This window comes from Amycolatopsis sp. AA4 (assembly GCF_002796545.1).
GTDB lineage: Bacteria > Actinomycetota > Actinomycetes > Mycobacteriales > Pseudonocardiaceae > Amycolatopsis.
Window position 1 is genome coordinate 1,175,614 of sequence record NZ_CP024894.1, and the last position, 17,388, is coordinate 1,193,001.

Here is a 17,388-nt window from a genome sequence, read left to right on the forward strand (position 1 = left end):
CAGTTATTGCTTGCGTTGGCCGTTCTGATACTTGAGCGCGTAGCGGACCGCGTCGGCACGCGAGTGGAATCCGGCTTTGGCGAAAAGGTTGTTGATGTGAGTTTTCACGGTGGCCTCGCTGATGACCAAGGCGGCGGCGATTTCCGGATTGCGCAGGCCGTCGCCGATCAGCCCGAGGATTTCCCGTTCGCGCGCGGTCAGCGACAGGTCCGGTTCGGCGGGCGGGGCCGGTTTGGCGGCCAGCGCGAGCAGCCGCCGCTGCACCTCGGGCGAGAGCACGGTCTGGCCCTGCGCGGCGGTGCGCACGGCGTGCAGGATCGTGGTGCGGTCGGCCTCTTTGGTCAGGTACCCGCTCGCGCCCGCCTGGAGGGCGGCCAGGATCGATTCGTCGTCGTCGAACGTGGTGAGCACGAGAACGGTGGTGCCCGGTTCGGTTTCGCGGATTTTCCCGGTCGCGCCGACCCCGTCCAGCACCGGCATGTTGAGGTCCATGAGCACGACGTCCGGGCTGTGCTCCCGCACTGCCTTGACCGCTTCCTCCCCGTTGGTCGCGGTCGCGACGACGTTGACGTCCTCGGCGAGGTCGAGCATGACCGCGAGGGCTTCGCGGACAGTCGCCTGGTCGTCGACGACAACGAGGGTGATCGGGCGGTCGGTCATCGAGGCAGCTCCAGTTCCACGGTCCAGCCGTCGTCGGCCGGGCCTGCTCGCAGGGTGCCGCAGAGAAGGGCGGCTCGTTCGCGCATCCCGACGAGCCCGACGCCGGAACCACCGGCCAGCTCGGCGCGGCGGGGTTCGGTCGCGGGCCCGTTGTGCACGGTCAGCCTGACCTGATCAGCGGTGAAGGCCAGCCGAAGGCGGCGCGGCGCTCCGGGCGCGTACTTGGCCGCGTTGGTCATCGCCTCCTGCGCCGCCCGGACCATGGTGTGCGTCGTCTCCGGGCCGACGGTCCCGGCCTCGCCTTCGACCGAGAACTCGGCCGACGCCTGTTCGGCGAGCTGGCACAACGTCTCAGACAACGGCAAGGTGTCTTCGCGCAGCGCGTGCACTGCCCGGCGGGTCTCGGTGATCGAGTCGACCGCGATGGCGCGTGCCTTGCGGACCGCGGCGGCGGCCTCGTCGTCGCGGCCGCTGTCGCGCAGGGCGTCGGCCAGGTCCAGCTGCAGCGCGATCCCGGAAAGCGAATGGCCGAGGACGTCGTGAATCTCGCGCGCGATCCGGCCGCGTTCGACGAGCGCTGCCTCGCGCGCCTCGGACTCGCGGGCGCGCTGGGCCGATTCGGCGGCGAGCTGGGCGCTGCGGACGGCGTCGAGGCGGTCGTGGTGCGAGATGCCGACCGCGACCGGCAGGCCCACGGTCAGCGTCACCCACACCGGCCATACCGGGACGTCCGGGGAGAGCTGTCCGACCGTCCAGGTCGCTACGGCCGCGACGACCGAGCCGCCGACCGCGATGGTCACCGCGGCCCGGCGGGACGCGAGCTTGATCCCCGAGGCGGACGCGGCGACGAACGGGAACATCGCCGCGAAGGTTCCGTGCGCCAGCGGCAGCAGCAGAGCGCCGAACAGCATGTAGGCGCTCATCACGGCGATCTGCCGGGTTTCGGCCATCCGGGCCCAGGGCAGCAGCGAGACGATCCCGGCGAGCGAAACGAGTACGAACAGCGACAAGGCCAATGGCCGGAACGCGATGGTCGCGCCCGGCCATTGCACCGCCGTGCAGGCGATGGCGGTGAGGACGAGGACGGGCTGGATCAGCTCGTCCCGGTACTGCCCGAGAAGGGACAGCGGCCGCTGGTCCGGCTTGCTCATGGGACCAGGTTCCTCCTCGTCTGGCCGGCGTCGTGCGCGGACTGAGTGTTCCACTCGGCCGGGCGGCCGGCGAGGTTGCGCTGGAGGTTGTCGAGCAGCGGCGAGGTCTGCCCGGGCGCGCCGTCGCGACCCTGGGCCCACATGACCTGGTGCCCGGCGCGCAGCGCGCGGTAGAGCACGACCAGCCCTTCGGCGAGGATGCCGACGCCCAGGGTGAACAGCAGGCTGTTGGACACGCCGCCGGCGTCCTGCGGGTCGAACGCGTCGAGCGCGAAGTTCACGCCCACCTTGACCACGATGTTCGCCACCCACAGCGCGACGGTGACCGGGGTGTAGCGGACGAAGGCGATGCCGTCGCGCCGGGAAATCCGGACGCTGGCCCCGCGCAGGACGCCGAGAACGATGCTGATCGCCGCCGTCCCGACCAGGAAAATCAGCGACGCGGCCGTTTTCACGTCGCCGGACAGCGTGCTGAGGCCGACGACGGACAGGATCGCGGGCAGGATCAGCATCTGCTTGGCCTGCGCGGGTTCGCCGATCATCCGCCGCACCATCAGGTAGCCGACCGCCGCCGCGATCAGGACGATCTCCACGGGTCCGCTCATGGGTTGTTCCTGCCTTTCGATTCGCGTTCCGATGCCGAGAAAACTACGGAGGAACGGCGGCGAAGTCGTGCGGTGCGAGGCGTATCCGCGGGTGGAGAAATCCCTCCACCCGAGCCTGGATTTCTCCACCCGGGATACGCCCCCGGCGGCAAGACGGCGGGCGGGCGCGACCGTAGCGTTTTCCGGGAAATCCCAGCAGCCGAGCCGAAAACGGGGAGTACGGCATGCCTTCGCCCGCCCGCATGATGATCACCACGATGTTCCTGGACGTCGGTTTGTCCGTCGTCGCCTACTACACCGCCAACCTGCTCGGCGCGAGTGCTTACGTGTCACTGCTGATCGGCACGATCGTCGCGGGACTGCGGACGGTCTGGGTCGCGGTCGCGCAGCGGCGGCTGGACCTCTTCTCGTCGTTCCTCATGCTGCTTTTCGGCCTGGGCCTCGGGTTGAGCTTCCTCACCGGCGATCCGCGCCTGTTGCTGGCGAAGGAATCGGTGACCACCTTCTGCGCCGGCGTCGCTCTGGTCGGCAGCTGCGTGCTCAACCGCCCGCTCGCGTACTACGCGGCACGGCGCTTCGCGCACTCGGCCGGCGGCGAGCAGCAGCGCGCCTTCGAGGCCACCGCGCAGGACGCGACGTTGCGGCGGCGGTGGTACCAGGTCTCGCTGGTGTGGGGACTTGGGCTGACCGCCGATTCGGTGCTGCGCATCGTCGGCGTGTACACGCTGCCGTTCGATACGGCGGCGGCTTGTTCGCAGGCGTTGATGATCGTCGCGTTCGGGGGGTTGATCGGGTGGACGCTGCTGACCCGGCGGCGGGGCGAGCAGGCGGTTCAGCGCCGGTCGTAGGCGCGCATCGCGGCCGCGACGTCGTCGAGGAAGTCCAGGATGACCGGGACGTGCTCGGGGGCGAGCCGGTCGGTGATGGCTTCCATCTCGGTGAGCAGCGGGCTGAGCGCGGTCCGGACGTCCTCGCGGGCGTGGTCGGTGGCCTCGAGGTGGACGCGCCGCCGGTCGGCCGGGTCGGCGTGGCGGGCCAGGTGCCCGGCGGCGGCGAGCCGGTCGACCAGCACGGTCGCGGACGCGGAGGTGATGCCGAGCCGGTGGCCCAGCTCGCCCGGTCCGAGCGGCTCCGCGCTGGAAACGACCAGGTCGAGGGCCTGCACGTCGGTGACCCGCAGTGACAGCTTGCGCGCCAGCGCCGCCTGCATGCCCCGGCCCGCTTGCAGCAGCCGCCGCACCGCCAGGGAGATTTCCCGCGCCGCTTGCTGGTCCGCCACGGGCGAATAGTAGCTAGAAATTCTAGCGGTGGGCTACGCTGGGGGATATGGCTAGAAAATCTAGCGAATCCGCTCCCGTGGTCGTCGCGGGCGGCGGTCCCGGCGGGATGGTGCTCGCGTACCTGCTCGGGCGGGCCGGGATCCCGGTGACGCTGCTGGAAGCGCACCAGGACTTCGACCGCGACTTCCGCGGCGATTCGCTGCACCCCTACACCCTCGAACTGCTCGACCGCCTCGGCCTGGCCGACCGGCTGCTCGCCCTGCCGCACCACAAAGCCCGCTACTTCCGGCTCCACACCCCGGCCGGGTCGATCACGACCGCCGACTACGGCAAGCTTTCCACCCGGTACAACTACGTCGCCCTGATGCCGCAGGCGCGGTTCCTCGATTTCCTCGCGGCCGAAACCTCTGCGTTGCCCGATGCGCACGTGCGTACCGGAGCCAAAGTCGTCGACCTGAACCGCGACGGCGACGGGCGCGTCACCGGCGTCCGCTACCGCGACGACACCGGAACTCACGACCAGCCCGCCGCGCTCGTGGTCGGCGCGGACGGCCGGTTTTCCCGGGTCCGCCGCCTCGCGGACGCTCCGGCCCGCTCGCTCGGCGCCACCACCGACCTGCTGTGGTTCCGGCTGCCGCACCGCCCCGAAGACCCGCCGGACGCCGACGTGGACCTCTTCTTCGGGCAGCACCACTACGTCGGCCTGCTCGCCGGGACCAGTGGCTGGCAGGTGGGATACAGCCTACCCAAAGGCGGCTACGCCGAGGCCCGCGAACAGGGGGTCGGTCCGATTAGGACATTCCTTGCCGAGCACGTGCCGTGGCTGGCGGACCGGGCCGAGCTGCTGACCGATTTCGGCCAGACGACCCTGCTGTCGGTCGATATCTCCCGCGTGGAGCGCTGGTGGCGACCGGGATTGCTGCTCATCGGCGACGCCGCGCACGTCATCTCGCCGGTCGGCGGCAACGGGATTCTCATGGCGGTGCAGGACGCCGTCGCCGCGGCCAATCACCTCGGGCGGGATTTGTCCGATGCCGCGCTCGCGCGGATCCAAGCCGAACGCGAGCCCGCGATCCGGCAGGTGCAGGCGCAGCAGGTCCGGCTCGAACAGCGCGCCGCCCGGGCGAGGGAACGCGGTCGTCCCGCCGCTCCGCCGTATCGGCTGCTGCGCCTGCTCACCGGTATTCCGGGTGCGCGGGCCCGCGCCGCTCGCGCCAATGCCTACGGGCCTACTCCGCCGTCGCTGGAGTCCTGAGGCGGGAAAAGGCGCGGCAGGAAGCCGATCATCAACGCGGACCAGGTCACGTGCGTCAGCATCGGTGCCTGCACTCCGCCGCCCCAACGGCGTTGCAGCGTGAAGAGCGTTCCCATGGCCGCGGACGCCAGCACCAAAGCCGGGTTTCGGGTCGCCGTCGTGGACGCCACGTACAGCACGGTCGAGTCTCGCGCGCCGAACGCGTCGTAAAGCGCGCCGCGGAAGAAAACCTCTTCCGCGGCACCGGTTACGAGCGCGGTCGTCACCACGGTGGGCGTCGAACCGTGGTGGGCGTGGCCGAGCACGCCGGTGATCGCCCGGCGCAGCAACGGAATTCGGCGGGCGACCAGCGCACCGCCGTAAAACACCCCGAACGCGCCCGCGCCCACCAACGCCGGCTGCACGACGTCCGGACGACCCCGGGACACCGGCCCGGCTGCGCGTGCTCCGGCGAACCACGTCGCCGCCACTGAGGCGGTCAAGGCGTGAAACCGGCGCGAACCCGGTTTGCTGGCCAAAGACGCGCCCAGGAGCCCGGAACCCGCCGCGGTCACCGCCTTCAGGAACGTCTTCACCTGGTCCACCGCTGTCTCGCTCGTTCGCCCAAGGCCTGCAGCACGGCGTCGTTGTAGCCCATCGGTTCGAAGTCGAAGATCCGGCGGATCGCGTCGTCGCGGACGACGACCTCGTTGCCCATCGAGTCGATCAGCGCGCGCCCGGTCGTCGCGTCGATGTCGGTGACCAGCGAAAGCCAGTACGACGACAGCCGGGGCGAGAGCAGCGGGACCGGCACGATCGCCAGCATCCTGCCCTCGATCGCCGCGACCCGCTGCAGCATCTCCCGGTAGGTCAGCACCTCCGGGCCGCCGATGTCGAACGTCCGGCCCTCGGTCTCCGGATGCTCCAGCACGCCGGTCAGGTAGCGGACGACGTCGGCGAGCGCGATCGGCTGGGTGCGCGTGCCGACCCAGCGCGGCGTGATCATCGCGGGCAGCCGCTCGACGAGCTGGCGGGTCAGCTCCCACGACGTCCCGCCGTGCCCGATCACGATCCCCGCGCGCAGCACGGTCACCGGCACCCCGGTCTCCGCCAGCAGCCGTTCGACCTCGCGGCGGCTGGCCAGATGCGCGGACAGCGAGTCGGCGTCGTCCCCGAGCCCGCCGAGGTAGACGATCCGGCGCACTCCCGCTTCCGCCGCCGCGCGGGCGAACGCGCGGGCCGCGGCGGCGTCGCGCTTCCGGAAATCGGTGCTGTCCAGGGAATGCACGAGGTAGTAGGCGGCTTCGACGTTCTTGAACGCATCCCGCAGGGAACCGATGTCCGCGACGTCGGCGCGGACCGCCTCGCCCGCGCCGCGGTAGTGCTCCGGACGGCGGGTCATGGCGAGCACGTCGTGCCCGGCGTCGGTCAGCGCCGGGCACAACCGCCTGCCGACGAACCCCGAGGCTCCGGCGACGAGTACGCGCATGCTTGCGACGGTAGCCGGGCGAGCGGAATCCCGCTGATCACCGCGGCGCGGGACGCTGCCGATCCGCCATCAGCCTGCCCATCAACCGGGTGAGCGCCTCGCCCAGCTGGCCGCCGAGCCGCGGGCCGAGCCGGGCGTCCAGTTCGGCGTCGACGGCCGCTGCGCGCGAACCCATCTCGGCCAGCAGGGAGTGCCCCTTCTCGGTGACGGTGAGGATGTGCTTGCGCCGGTTGGCCGGGTCCCGCTCTCGCTCGATCAGGTCGCGCTGCTGCAGCTGGTCCGCCAGCCGGACGACCAGGCTGGGACTCACCCGCATGAGCCGGGCGATGTCGTCCTGCGTCCGCGCGAGACCCTGCTCGACCATCGCGAGTGACCCGAGGTGCTTGGGCGTCAGGCCGGTTTCGCGCAGGTGCTCGGCGAAATCGTTCGCCAGGTCGGTGCCGAGAACCATGAGCCGGAAGGCCGCGGTCTCGGACAAGGAGCTGTTGGTCGCCACGACGGTACTCTATCATCCGTGAACAGTTCAATATGTGAATAGTTGAGGGGTGAGCTAATGATGGCGGTCTTGCTGGCGGGCAATGCGGTGCTCGCGGTGGTCAGTGTCGTTTTCGCGGTGGTGGCGGTGGTGCGACCGGCGGCGTTGAGCCACAGCGAAGTGCCGACGAAAGGCGAGAAGTTCTACAGCTGGATGTACGCGGTCAGAGCCGTGCCGCTGGGGGGTGCGGCCGCGGTCGTGCCGTTCCTCTGGTCTGGACCAGTCTGTGCGGTGGTCCTGCTCGCGGCAGCGGTCGCGCAGGCGGGCGACGTCGGCATCGGGGTGTCGCGCCGGGAAATCGGCATGATCGCGGCAGTTCCGTGGTAGGTGCGGTGCACGTGGTCACTGCTGTCGTGCTGTGGTGAAAGCCGCGCGTCAGTGTCCCGTCGGTACCGGCGGTGGTGAACGACAGCGGAGCGTTCTGTCCTGAGTGGGCGCTAAAATGACAAATCGGACGAATGCGCCGGGAAAATTCCTGTTGAGTGCAGCACTGTCAAATCAGCTCCACAATTGTCCATTGTGGATTTTGGTGCCACCCGGGGGCTCACGGGTTCTCGGGATGCGGCGGAGTCTCCTGTGCTGTTCTCCGGGAGGGTCGCTGGGGCCCGCGCGAGCGTCCAGTGTCGCATTGGGCCATTCGGCGGAAAGCTCCGAACGCGTTCTCTTCGCCCCCGGAAACTGCGGTCGACGGTCGAAGGATCGTGTATGCTGCCGACAGCGTGCTGACTGTGGGGCAGCCTTTTTCTTTACTGGGGGGTAAGTGTTGACAGCGGGAATCGCGGGAACTTCGTGGTGCGTTCCGAACCTTTCCATTCCGGCTATTCGCGCCCGCGCGAAGGGATGGTGCTGAAATGCCGGATTCCCCTCGGCCGTTCCGGTTCGGCCTGAGCCTGCACAAGCGCTGCAGCCGCGAGGAGTTCGTCGCGAAGTGCAAGCGTGCCACCGAACTGGGCATCGACGTGCTCGTCGTGCCCGATCACCTGGGAATGCCGTCGCCGTTTCCCGGCGCGCTGCTCGCCGCCGAGACGTGCGACAAAGCGAAGGTCGGCACGTTCGTCCTGAACAGCGGTTTCTGGAACGGCAGTCTTCTCGCGCGCGAGATCGCGACCGCGCAGTTGATGACCGGCGGCCGGTTCGAACTCGGACTCGGCGCCGGATACGTCGAAGCGGAATACCAGCAAGCCGGCATCGCCTTTCCCAGCCGCGCCGGCCGCGTCGAGAATCTGCGCCGCGCGGTGGAGGTCGCCCGTTCGGACGAGTCGTCGCCGGGCACGCTCCCGAAGCCCCCGCTGCTCGTCGCCGGGCGCCGCGACCGCACACTGAGCCTGGCGGCACGCTACGCCGACATCATCGGACTGAGCACGCTCACCGACGAGCCGGCCGGCCCCGGTCAGCCCGCCCAGCTTCGCGCGATCACCGCGGAGGAACTCGACGTCCGGGTGGAGAAGGTCCGGAAAGTCGCCGGGGACCGCTTCCCGTCGATCGAGCTGAACCTGATGATCCACCACGTGCACCCCACGGAAAACCGGGCGGCCGCCGCCGAGGAGTTGAAGGCGATCGCGCCGCAGATGTCCGGTGAACAGCGCCTGGACGCGCCGACCGGGCTCATCGGCAACGTCGCGCAGATGGCAGAGATCCTCAGGGAACGCCGGGACCGGTGGGGCGTCAGCTACCTCACCGTCCACGAGCAGTACCTGGACGCGCTGGCCCCCGTGATCAGCGAGCTCAAGTGACGGCGAGTCCGGGCCGGGTGGCCGGGGAAAGCAGGGAAGGCGGTTTCGCGCGCAGCCCGAAGCTGATCCTCGCGGTCGTGAGCTTCGGGTCGTTCATGTCGTCGCTCGACATGTCGATCATCAACATCGTCACGCCGGTGATGGCGCGGGAATTCGGCAGCAGCCTGGCCGCGATGACCTGGGTGATCAACGCCTACCTGATCGCCAACGCGGCACTGGTGATCCTCTGCGGCCGGCTCGGCGACATGTTCGGGCACCGGCGGATGTTCCTCGCCGGGGCGACCGTCTTCACCGTCGCGTCGGTGGGCTGCGCAGTGGCGCCGAACCTCGAGGCCCTGCTGATTTCGCGGGCGGTGCAGGGCGTGGGGTCGGCGATGCTGTACCCGCAGGCGATGGCGATCATCGTGGCCGTCTACCCGGCCGCCAAACGCGGCGCGGCCATCGGGATCTGGAGCGCGGTGTCCAGCCTGGCCTCGGTGCTGGGCCCGCTGATCGGCGGCACGCTGACGTCGCTGGCGAGCTGGCGCGCGAACTTCGTGCTGAACCTGCCGATCGGCATCGCGCTGGTCGTCGTCGGGGCCTTCGTCCTCCCCGCGGCCGGGGCGCGGCAGCGGCAGCGCCTGGACTGGCTCGGCGCCACCCTGGTCACCGCCGCGCTCGTGGGCGTCTCGTTCGGCCTCATCGAGGGCGAGAAATACCACTGGGGCACGATTTACGGCTGGATTTCCATCCCGCTGATCCTCGTGCTGTCGGTGGTGTTCTTCGCCGCCTTCGTCGTCGTGGAGCGACGCAAACAAGGGCACTCCCCGCTGATCTCGTTCCAATTCTTCCGGGATCGCAACTACACGCTGATGGTGCCCGCCACGACCACCGTGTCGCTGGTCATCGTGGGCACGATGCTGCCGATGGCGATGTTCGGCCAGTACGCGCTCGACTTCAGCCCCGCCCAGGTCGGCGCCCTGATGTTCCCGATTTTCGTCACGGTCGCGATCTGCGCGCCGCTCGCCGGGAAACTCGCGGACCGAATAGGCGGGAAACGGGTCTTCCTCGCCGGGCCGGTGTTCTTCGGCGTCGGCATCCTGTGGTTCGTGGGCGTCGCGGACATCGACACGTGGTGGCTGCTGCTGATCCCCGGCCTCCTGCTCGTCGGCATGGGGCTCAGCTGCACCTTCACGCCCTTGAATTCGCTGGCCATGCACAACGTCCCGAAGCAACTAGCCGGATCGGCCTCGGGCATCCTGCACACCGCCCGCCAGTTCGGTTCGGTCATCGGCGGTTCGGTGATGGCCGTGCTGATGCAAGCGTTCCTGGCGTCCGCGGTGACCACCGAGACGGCCTCGCACGTCGGCCAGCTTCCCGCTTCGGACCGGGCATCGTTTGAGGCGTTCGTCGGCAATTCGATGTCCTCGATCGGCAAGGCGGCGGAGTACGCCGGGACGGGCAGCGGTGGCGCGGTCCCTGGTGGTGCGGCCGGGGAGGCGGCTGCGCGGGAGATCTTGCGGGAGTCGGTGGTCAGCGCGGTGCGGCCGACGTTGCTGGTGCTGGCCGGGATTTTGATGATCGCGCTGGTCTGTGCGGCCTTCGCCCGCTCCCCGCGTCGGCAAGCCGTCTGAAAGCCGCTCGCCGCTGTCCGTCCTGAGTGGACGGACAGCGGGTCAGTACAGCGTCACCGGAATGGTTTCGTAGCCGTTCATGTTGAACGTCTTCCGGCGCACGGGCTTGCCCGCGAGGGCGAGCCCGGGGAAACGGTCGAACAGCGAGCCGAAGACGATCCGGCCCTCCAGCCGGGCCAGGCCGGCGCCGAGGCAGAAATGCGAGCCGAACGCGAACGACGCCAGCGGCGGCCGGGGCCGGTCCAGGTCGAAGGCGTCCGGGTTTTCGTAAGCGTCCGGGTCGCGGTTCGCCGAGCCGATCAGGAAGACGACCTCGGTGCCCGCCTCGATCCGGGTGTCGCCGATGACCAGCTGTTCCTCGGCGATACGGCTGACGAACTGCAGCGGCGGGTCGTACCGCAGAACCTCCTCGGTCGCCGCGTGGGCCCCCGCTTCCGGGTCGCGCCGGATCCGGGCGACGACGTCCGGACGGGAGAGCAGCGCGACGCAGCCGTTGCCCAGCATGTTCGACGTCGTCTCGAACCCGGCGGCGAACAGCAGGAAAATCGTCTGCACCAGCTCCGCTTCGGACAGCTCCTCGGTGTCGTCCCGGACGCCGATCAGCGCCGAAGCGAGATCGTCGCGCGGGGACCGCCGGCGTTCCGCCACGAGATCGAGGAAGTAGCGGTGCAGGACCTCGCTGGCTTCGCCCGCCCGTGCGGCCGCTTCCGCCGCGTGGACCGGATCGATGACCAGCAGGAAGTCCAGCACGTGCGGAAGCAGCGCGAACTGGTCGGCTTTCGGCACGCCCACCAGGCTCCCGATGACGTGCATGGGGATCCGCGAGCAGAGGTCCCTGGCCAGATCAGCCTCACGCCCGGCCGATTCCAGGTCCTGGTAGAGATCCGTGACGACCTGGGCGATGCCGTCCGAAAGCGCGGCGACCCGCTTCGGGGTGAACGCCTTGTTGACCAGTCCCCGCAGCCTGCGGTGCCGGGACCCGTTCTCCCACAGCAGCGATTGGTAGAACTGCGCCAGGCCGACTTGGTCGCGCCAGCCCGGATGTTTCCCGTCCCGCCGGCCGGGATCCTGTTTGACCAGACCGGGGAGCCGGAAACCCGAGGCGACATGATCGTATTTGCCGATACAGACCATGTTGAGGCCCGGAATGGCGAACGGCGACTGCTCGCGGAACGCATGGTAGAACTCGTACAGGGCGTCGTCGCGTTCTCGCGCGAACAGAGGACCGATTTCCGGACTGAGATCCGGAGGCGTGCGCACCGCCATTCATTCCCTCCCGGTTTCGTGGGCCGCGTTCAGCCGAGGTAGCCGCCGTCGAGTTCGAGCACGTGCCCGTTGACGTAACTGCTCGCCTCGGTGCAGAAGTAGACGAGGGCGCGGCCGATGTCCTCGCTGTTCCCGGCGCGGCCGAGCGAGATGTTCTCCAGGTACTTCTCCCACAGCCCGGGCACCTTCTGGAGATCCGCTCCCATGCCGACGTCGAACAGGCCGGGGGAGATGCAGTTGACGGTGATGCCGTACCGGGCGAGTTCGACGGCGCTGGTCCGGGTGAGCATCTCGACGCCCGCCTTGCTCGCGCTGTAGGCGGCCGCGCCGGGCATCGGCCGCCGGGCCATTCCGGACGAGATGTTGACGATCCGCCCGCCGCGCTCGGACAGGTACGGGACGGCGGCGTTGGTCAGCAGAAACGTGGCGGTGAGGCAGGTTTCGACGGTCTCGCGCCATTCGCCCGGCGTGAGCTTCTTGACGAACCCGTCGTGCCGCACCGCGGCGTTCGACACGACGATGTCGACCCCGCCGAACGTCTCCGCGGCCGTTTTCAGCGCGGCGGCCACGGACTCCGCGTCCGTGACGTCGGTTTCGCAGTGCCGTACCCGGTCGCCGAAGCGTTCGCGGAGTTCGCCGGTCCGTCCCGGGGTGCGCGAGGCGCACAGCACGCTGGCGCCCTCGGCGAGGAGGGCTTCGGACATCGCGAACCCGAGGCCCTTGTTGCCGCCCGTCACGATCGCGGTCTTTTCGGTGAGTCGTTCTTCCATGCGGGAACCTCGTCGGGTCGGTGCGCCGCCGCGCACGGGTTGGCTATCCGAACAATAGCTGTCCCGGACGTCGGGAGCGCAATTCTAAAAACTCGCTAAAAAGCCGCTTAATCTGCCCGGAACGGGGCCGCGGAAGAGAACTTCCGGCCTCGTTTCGGCAGGTCCTTCGTGGTAGACGTGGTGCGAACTGTGTGAGAGCATACCAGCGCGGATCGCCGATTGCGTACGCGAGAAGCGATCTTCTGGGGCATTTTCGGATTATTGTTTGGGGGAGCGTTTTGGCTGAGAGAACGCGCGCGGCGGAAACGGCGTCCGGCGGGACTGCCCGGCGATCGGCGAAGGGATGAGCCTGGCCAGGGAGGTTCGCGGCGAGCTTCCGCTCAAACCGACTCCCCGCGTCCAGCTGCACTCCCTGACCGGATTGCGCGGCGTGCTCGCCGCGCTCGCGTTCCTGTGCCACTTCACCACGCTCCATCTGCTGCCGCAGGACGGGCACATCCGGTTCGTCACCACGGAAATGGCGTCGATCCTGGTGCCGGTCCAGTACGCCGGGATGAACGTCTTCTTCGCGATGAGCGGTTTCGTGATGGCGTGGGCGGCGCGGCCGGACGACACGGCGCAGGCGTTTTGGCGCCGCCGGTTCGCGCGGCTGTACCCGATTTATTTCGTGACCACGATCCTGGCCGCGGTCGCGTTGTTCGTGCTGCACATGCCGACGTCGATCGGAAACGTGCTGTCGCACGTGTTCCTGCTGCAGGCCTGGGCTCCGGACCAGGGCGTGATCTACGGCGTGAACCCGGTTTCGTGGTCGCTGAGCGTCGAGGTGTTCTTCTATCTCGTTTTCCCGGCGCTGCTCCTGCTGCTGAGCAGGGCGACCGACCGGCTGCTGTGGATCACGATGGCCGTCCTGCTGGTCCTGTCGTGGTGGCTGCCGTTCCTGGTGGGGGATACTTTCACTCTCGCGCATTCGTCTGGCTCCTCGTTTTTCAACCATTCGGAGCAGGGCGGCGAATTCACGTTCTGGTTCACCATGATCTTCCCGGTGTTCCGGCTCATCGACTTCGTCACCGGCGCGGCGGTGGGCATGCTGCTGCGGCGGGGCACGTGGCGCGGGCCGAACATGCCGGTCACGCTGGTCCTCGTCGCGGTCATGTTCGTGATCGACTTCCTGTTCCTGCCCAACCGGATCCAGCGCGTCGGCGGTCTGCTGCCGGTGGTGCTGCTGCTCATGGCGACCCTGTCGCGGGCGGATCTGGCCGGGCGGACGTCGTGGCTGCGGGCTCGCCCGTTCGTCTGGTTCGGCGACCGGTCCTACAGCTTCTACCTCGTGCACGTGCTGGCGTTCCTGCCGTTGCAGCCGGTGTTTTTGCGGCTCTACACGGAAATCGGGTTCATCCCGGCCCCGTCCCTGGACCTTCCGCTGCCGCTGCTGCTGTTCAACCTGCTCCTGTCCTTCAGCATCTGCACGCTCGCGGCCTGGGCGCTGCACAAGTACATCGAAGTGCCGATGTCCCGGCGGCTGCGCAGGGTCAAGAAATGACCGCCGCCGCTCCGGAATACCGTGGAGAGATCTCGTGAAATTCAAAGACCCGATCAAACGCGGCCTGCCCGCCATTTCCCTGATTCTCGTCGCCGAGGCGCTCGACGCCCTGCAGGACCAGAAGGGCGACGAGCGCAAGCGCTACTTGAAAGACACCGCGACCTCGGTCGCGCAGGGCCTGATCGGACTGGGCTTCTCGAGCGCGCTGCGCGCCCTGATGACGATCCCGTACACCTACCTGTACGAGCACGTGGCGCCCAGCAAGCGCAAGCTGCAAAGCCCGCGGGACTGGCTGATCCTGTTCATCGCGGTCGATTTCCTGGTGTACGTCTACCACCGGAACGCGCACGAGCGGCGGCTGCTGTGGGCCGGGCACCAGGTGCACCATTCGAGCGACTACGTCAACGTCTCGACCGCGTTCCGCCGCAAGTGGTCGCAGTGGTTCGAAAAGCTGGTCTGGGCGCCGCTTCCGCTGCTGGGCTACCCGCCGCAAGCCGTCTTCTACATGCACGCCTACCACCTCGTCTACGGCGTGTTCGCGCACATGGACAAGATCGAGCGGATGCCGCGCTGGTTCGAGAAGGTTTTCGTTTCGCCGTCGCACCACCGCGTGCACCACGGCGTCGAGCCGAAGTACCTCGACAAGAACTACGGTTCGATCCTCATCATCTGGGACAAGCTGTTCGGCACGTTCCAGGAAGAGGAGGAGCGGCCTACGTACGGCCTGACGAAGCCGGTGCCGACCGAGAACGTCGTCGGCCTGCAGACGTTCGAGTTCAAGGACCTGTGGCGGGATGTCCGCAAGGCGCGGAACGCGCGGGAACGGGTCAAGTACCTCTTCGGCCCGCCGGGGTGGGAGCCCGGGGACGCGGCCGGTCCGGCCGCCTGAGCCCGGATGAACCGCCAGGAAGAGGGTTGCCCGTGACTTCGGTCGCCGTGCTGGGCTCGGGGCTGTTCGGGATCGCGGCCGTCCGCGGCCTGCGGCGGTCCGGTTTCGAGGCGACCTGGCTGTCCGAGGATCCGGTTCCCGGCGGGTTGTGGCGCGAGGAATCCCGGGCCAGCAAGGTGTATCCGTCGCTGCTGATGATCACGCCCGGGGGAGACTCGGTGTTCGCCGAACACCGGGCGGAACTCGGCAATCCGGACCGGTTCCTGCGCTGGCGCGAGTACGCCGACTACCTTGCCCGGGCCGTACCGGACGGCGACGAGAAGCGCGTTTTCGGGGCTCGGGTGCGGGAATGCCGCCCGGTCGGGGACGGCTGGGAAGTGCACGCGGACGGCGAGTTCGTCGAGAAGTTCGACTGGATCGTCAACGCCACCGGCCGGAACAACCGTCCCAGTGCACTGCCGGTTCCGGCCGAGGGCACGGCCTACCGGTACGTGCACGCCGCGGAGTACCGGGAATTGTCGGACGTCCGGGACGCGCGGTGCCTGGTGGTCGGGCTCGGTCAGTCCGGAGTGGACATCGCGAGCGATCTCGCGCTCCGGGGGAACGAGGTCGACTGCAGTATCCGGTCCAGCAGCTGGATCGTCCCGAAGTACCTTCTCGGCAAACCGGCCCGGGTGTCGCGCGCGTCCGGACTCGCGCGGCGGCTCGGTTCGCCGGTCAAACGCCGGCTCACCCCGCATTTGCTGCGGTTCCTCGTCGGCAGACAGGACGTCTGGGGTCTGCCCGAGCCCGCGGCCGGGGCGATGCCCGTGGTCTCCGACCTGTTCCTGCACGTGCTCCGGCACGGTTTGGTGACCTTGCGCCCGGCGGTCGAGTCGTTGGGCGAGAAGGAGGTTTGCTTCGCGGACGGGAGCGAGGAGCGCTACGACGTCGTCGTGTCGGCAACCGGTTACGAATGGGCTTTGCCGCACCTGCCTGCCGCCGTGGAGGAATCGGTCCGAGATGACGGGCTCCTGCTGGGAATGGTGCCGCCCGCCGTGGACCGTCTCATCCTGCTCAACGGCTTCCGGTGCAAGGGGGCCGCGATGGCGTGCGCGGAGATCCAGGGCGAGCTGGTGCCGCGCATCGTGCGCGGCGACCTCGCCTCGCTGGCCCGGAACGTCTCTCCGCTGAGCCAAGACCGCGCGCGGGCCGGGTTCACCGGCCCGGAGTACCAGGATTATCTCCGTGGCCACCGTTGAGACGGAGAAGACCGCGCGGCCGGTGCTGCTCGTCGTCGGCGTCGTCACGGTCTTCTTCCTCATTCTGGTCGACGCGTCCGGGACGATCGCCCTGCGTTCGGCGGTCAGCGGCTATTTCGGCGTGGGCGCGGATCGCGCCGGACTGGTGTATGCCTGCTATTTCGTCGCCTACGCCGCGCCGCTGCTGGTCGCGGGCAGGCTCGGCGACCGGTTCGGCCACCGCGGGGTGCTGCTGTGGAGCACCGCGGGCTTCCTGCTGGCGACGCTCGGCGCGAGCCTCGCTGGAACGTTCCCGCTTCTCCTGGTGACCCGCGTCGTCCAGGGACTGCTCGGCGGGATCGCCACTCCGCAACTGCTCAGCCTGCTGAAGCTGCACGTTCCGGCGCGGTTGCGTGGCGCGGCGATGACCGCACACGGCGTGGTGGTCGTGATCGCGTTCTTCGGTGGTCCCGCTTTCGCCGGGGTGAGCACGGTGCTCGCGTCGTGGCGGCTGTTCTACCTCGGCCAGGTGCCGTTGGGGCTGGTCGCGCTGGTCCTCATCGCCGCCGCGTCCGGGCGGGTCCGTCCCGGCGTTGCCGCGCTCGATTCGCCCAGCGCGGTCATGAGTTTCGTCTTCCCGCTGGTGATCTGCGTGGGCCTCCTCGTCGGCGGTGCGAACCTCACCGTCTGCCTGCTGCTGATCGCCGCCGGGGCGGTCGTACTCCTGGTTTTCCTGCGGCGGCAACGCATCCTGCCCGCTCAGACCGTGATCACCCCGCCGCGCTTGTTCGCCGTTCGCGACTTTTCCTACGCTTCGGTCGTCGCCGTGCAACTCGGTTTCGCCACAACCGCGATGCTCGCCGCGGTGATGCAGTACCTGCAGGCGGACCGCGGTCTCGGCGAGGTCGAGTCCGGGCTCATCCTCACGCCGATGGCGGTGCTGGCTTTGCTGTTCGCCCCGGTGGCTGCGCGTCAGACGTCCCGCGACCGGGAGTGGTACCTGGTGCTGGCCGGGTTCGTGTTGTTCGCGCTGTGCATGGGTTTCCTCGCGCTGCGCGGCGGCCCCGGCACGCCGATCGTCGTGCTGCTCGGCCTGTCGGCGGTTTGCGGGATCGCGTCGACCTGCGTTTTCGGAGCGCTGAGCGCGGTTTCGATCCGGGAGGTGGAACCGTCGCTGAGCGGTGCGGCGTCCGGGCTCTACAACTTCGGACGACAGTTCGGTGCGGCCCTCGGCGCCAGCATGACCGTGGTGCTGACGCAGCTGCGGCGGGGCGACGGTTTCTGGAGTTTCCTGCCGGGCACGCACGCCGGGCCCGCGCTGCTGGTGAGCACGGCGGTGATGATCACGGGAGCGATCACCACCGCCGCGGCTCTGCGGGCTCAGCGCGCCCGGCGCGGCTGAG

General features: G+C 68.9%; 18 protein-coding genes. 9 read left to right on the forward strand and 9 right to left on the reverse strand.

Going from position 1 to position 17,388, the window contains the following annotated elements:
* Positions 1-3 precede the first annotated feature (3 nt).
* Genes CU254_RS05760 through CU254_RS05770 form a run of 3 tightly spaced genes read right to left on the reverse strand, consistent with a single transcriptional unit; the run spans position 4 to position 2,416 of the window.
* Entirely contained in the window at positions 4-660 is a 657-nt protein-coding gene (locus CU254_RS05760) for a response regulator transcription factor (RefSeq protein ID WP_009073643.1), read from the reverse strand.
* Positions 657-1,811 carry a sensor histidine kinase gene (locus CU254_RS05765; RefSeq protein WP_009073646.1) on the reverse strand — a complete coding sequence of 385 codons (1,155 nt, stop codon included), beginning with the start codon at positions 1,809-1,811 and terminating at the stop codon, positions 657-659. The genes CU254_RS05760 and CU254_RS05765 overlap by 4 nt, the downstream gene beginning before the upstream one ends.
* On the reverse strand, positions 1,808-2,416 hold the full coding sequence (locus CU254_RS05770; protein WP_009073648.1) for a DUF1453 family protein: 609 nt from the start codon (positions 2,414-2,416) through the stop codon (positions 1,808-1,810). The genes CU254_RS05765 and CU254_RS05770 overlap by 4 nt, the downstream gene beginning before the upstream one ends.
* A 224-nt stretch (positions 2,417-2,640) precedes the next feature.
* Here CU254_RS05770 and CU254_RS05775 point away from each other — a divergent pair, with 224 nt between their 5' ends.
* On the forward strand, positions 2,641-3,264 hold the full coding sequence (locus tag CU254_RS05775; protein WP_009073650.1) for a VC0807 family protein: 624 nt from the start codon (positions 2,641-2,643) through the stop codon (positions 3,262-3,264).
* Here CU254_RS05775 and CU254_RS05780 read toward each other — a convergent pair.
* The gene (locus CU254_RS05780; RefSeq protein WP_009073651.1) at positions 3,249-3,695 is read right to left on the reverse strand and encodes a MarR family winged helix-turn-helix transcriptional regulator; all 447 of its coding nucleotides are present in this window, start codon (positions 3,693-3,695) and stop codon (positions 3,249-3,251) included. The two genes, CU254_RS05775 and CU254_RS05780, sit on opposite strands and share 16 nt — an antisense overlap.
* 47 nt (positions 3,696-3,742) lie before the next feature.
* On the opposite strand from CU254_RS05780, the gene CU254_RS05785 reads away from it, so the two are divergent.
* The gene (locus tag CU254_RS05785; RefSeq protein WP_078560708.1) at positions 3,743-4,951 is read left to right on the forward strand and encodes an FAD-dependent oxidoreductase; all 1,209 of its coding nucleotides are present in this window, start codon (positions 3,743-3,745) and stop codon (positions 4,949-4,951) included.
* Here the strand turns inward: CU254_RS05785 and CU254_RS05790 are convergent.
* The 3 genes from CU254_RS05790 to CU254_RS05800 are packed head-to-tail and all read right to left on the reverse strand — an operon-like array spanning position 4,918 to position 6,915.
* Positions 4,918-5,526 carry a CPBP family intramembrane glutamic endopeptidase gene (locus tag CU254_RS05790; protein WP_037716652.1) on the reverse strand — a complete coding sequence of 203 codons (609 nt, stop codon included), beginning with the start codon at positions 5,524-5,526 and terminating at the stop codon, positions 4,918-4,920. The two genes, CU254_RS05785 and CU254_RS05790, sit on opposite strands and share 34 nt — an antisense overlap.
* A complete protein-coding gene (locus CU254_RS05795) occupies positions 5,523-6,419 on the reverse strand; it encodes an NAD(P)H-binding protein (RefSeq protein WP_009073657.1) in 897 nt (298 codons plus the stop codon). Before CU254_RS05795 ends, CU254_RS05790 begins: the two co-directional genes overlap by 4 nt.
* Positions 6,420-6,456: 37 nt before the next feature.
* Entirely contained in the window at positions 6,457-6,915 is a 459-nt protein-coding gene (locus CU254_RS05800) for a MarR family winged helix-turn-helix transcriptional regulator (protein ID WP_009073659.1), read from the reverse strand.
* Positions 6,916-6,975: 60 nt separating this feature from the next.
* Between CU254_RS05800 and CU254_RS05805 the strand changes: the two genes are divergently transcribed.
* The 3 genes from CU254_RS05805 to CU254_RS05815 all read left to right on the forward strand — a co-directional run bounded on the left by CU254_RS05805 (position 6,976) and on the right by CU254_RS05815 (position 10,300).
* Positions 6,976-7,281: a hypothetical protein gene (locus CU254_RS05805; protein WP_199785812.1), complete on the forward strand. Its 306-nt coding sequence runs from the start codon at positions 6,976-6,978 to the stop codon at positions 7,279-7,281.
* 524 nt (positions 7,282-7,805) lie between these two features.
* Positions 7,806-8,687 carry a TIGR03621 family F420-dependent LLM class oxidoreductase gene (locus CU254_RS05810; protein ID WP_009073663.1) on the forward strand — a complete coding sequence of 294 codons (882 nt, stop codon included), beginning with the start codon at positions 7,806-7,808 and terminating at the stop codon, positions 8,685-8,687.
* Positions 8,684-10,300, forward strand: coding sequence for a DHA2 family efflux MFS transporter permease subunit (locus tag CU254_RS05815; protein ID WP_100266715.1), 1,617 nt, complete (start codon positions 8,684-8,686; stop codon positions 10,298-10,300). The genes CU254_RS05810 and CU254_RS05815 overlap by 4 nt, the downstream gene beginning before the upstream one ends.
* A gap of 42 nt (positions 10,301-10,342) precedes the next feature.
* Here CU254_RS05815 and CU254_RS05820 read toward each other — a convergent pair whose 3' ends face one another.
* On the reverse strand, positions 10,343-11,566 hold the full coding sequence (locus CU254_RS05820; RefSeq protein WP_009073668.1) for a cytochrome P450: 1,224 nt from the start codon (positions 11,564-11,566) through the stop codon (positions 10,343-10,345).
* Positions 11,567-11,595: 29 nt separating this feature from the next.
* Positions 11,596-12,336, reverse strand: a complete 741-nt coding sequence (locus CU254_RS05825; RefSeq protein ID WP_009073670.1) for an SDR family NAD(P)-dependent oxidoreductase — start codon at positions 12,334-12,336, stop codon at positions 11,596-11,598.
* A 343-nt stretch (positions 12,337-12,679) separates the two neighbouring features.
* On the opposite strand from CU254_RS05825, the gene CU254_RS05830 reads away from it, so the two are divergent.
* The 4 genes from CU254_RS05830 to CU254_RS05845 are packed head-to-tail and all read left to right on the forward strand — an operon-like array spanning position 12,680 to position 17,387.
* Positions 12,680-13,876: an acyltransferase gene (locus CU254_RS05830; protein ID WP_009073672.1), complete on the forward strand. Its 1,197-nt coding sequence runs from the start codon at positions 12,680-12,682 to the stop codon at positions 13,874-13,876.
* 34 nt (positions 13,877-13,910) lie between these two features.
* Positions 13,911-14,765, forward strand: a complete 855-nt coding sequence (locus tag CU254_RS05835; RefSeq protein ID WP_009073673.1) for a sterol desaturase family protein — start codon at positions 13,911-13,913, stop codon at positions 14,763-14,765.
* Between the two features lie 32 nt (positions 14,766-14,797).
* The gene (locus tag CU254_RS05840) at positions 14,798-16,006 is read left to right on the forward strand and encodes an NAD(P)-binding domain-containing protein (protein WP_009073675.1); all 1,209 of its coding nucleotides are present in this window, start codon (positions 14,798-14,800) and stop codon (positions 16,004-16,006) included.
* Positions 15,993-17,387: an MFS transporter gene (locus tag CU254_RS05845; RefSeq protein WP_009073677.1), complete on the forward strand. Its 1,395-nt coding sequence runs from the start codon at positions 15,993-15,995 to the stop codon at positions 17,385-17,387. The genes CU254_RS05840 and CU254_RS05845 overlap by 14 nt, the downstream gene beginning before the upstream one ends.
* The last annotated feature ends 1 nt before the right edge of the window (position 17,388 follow it).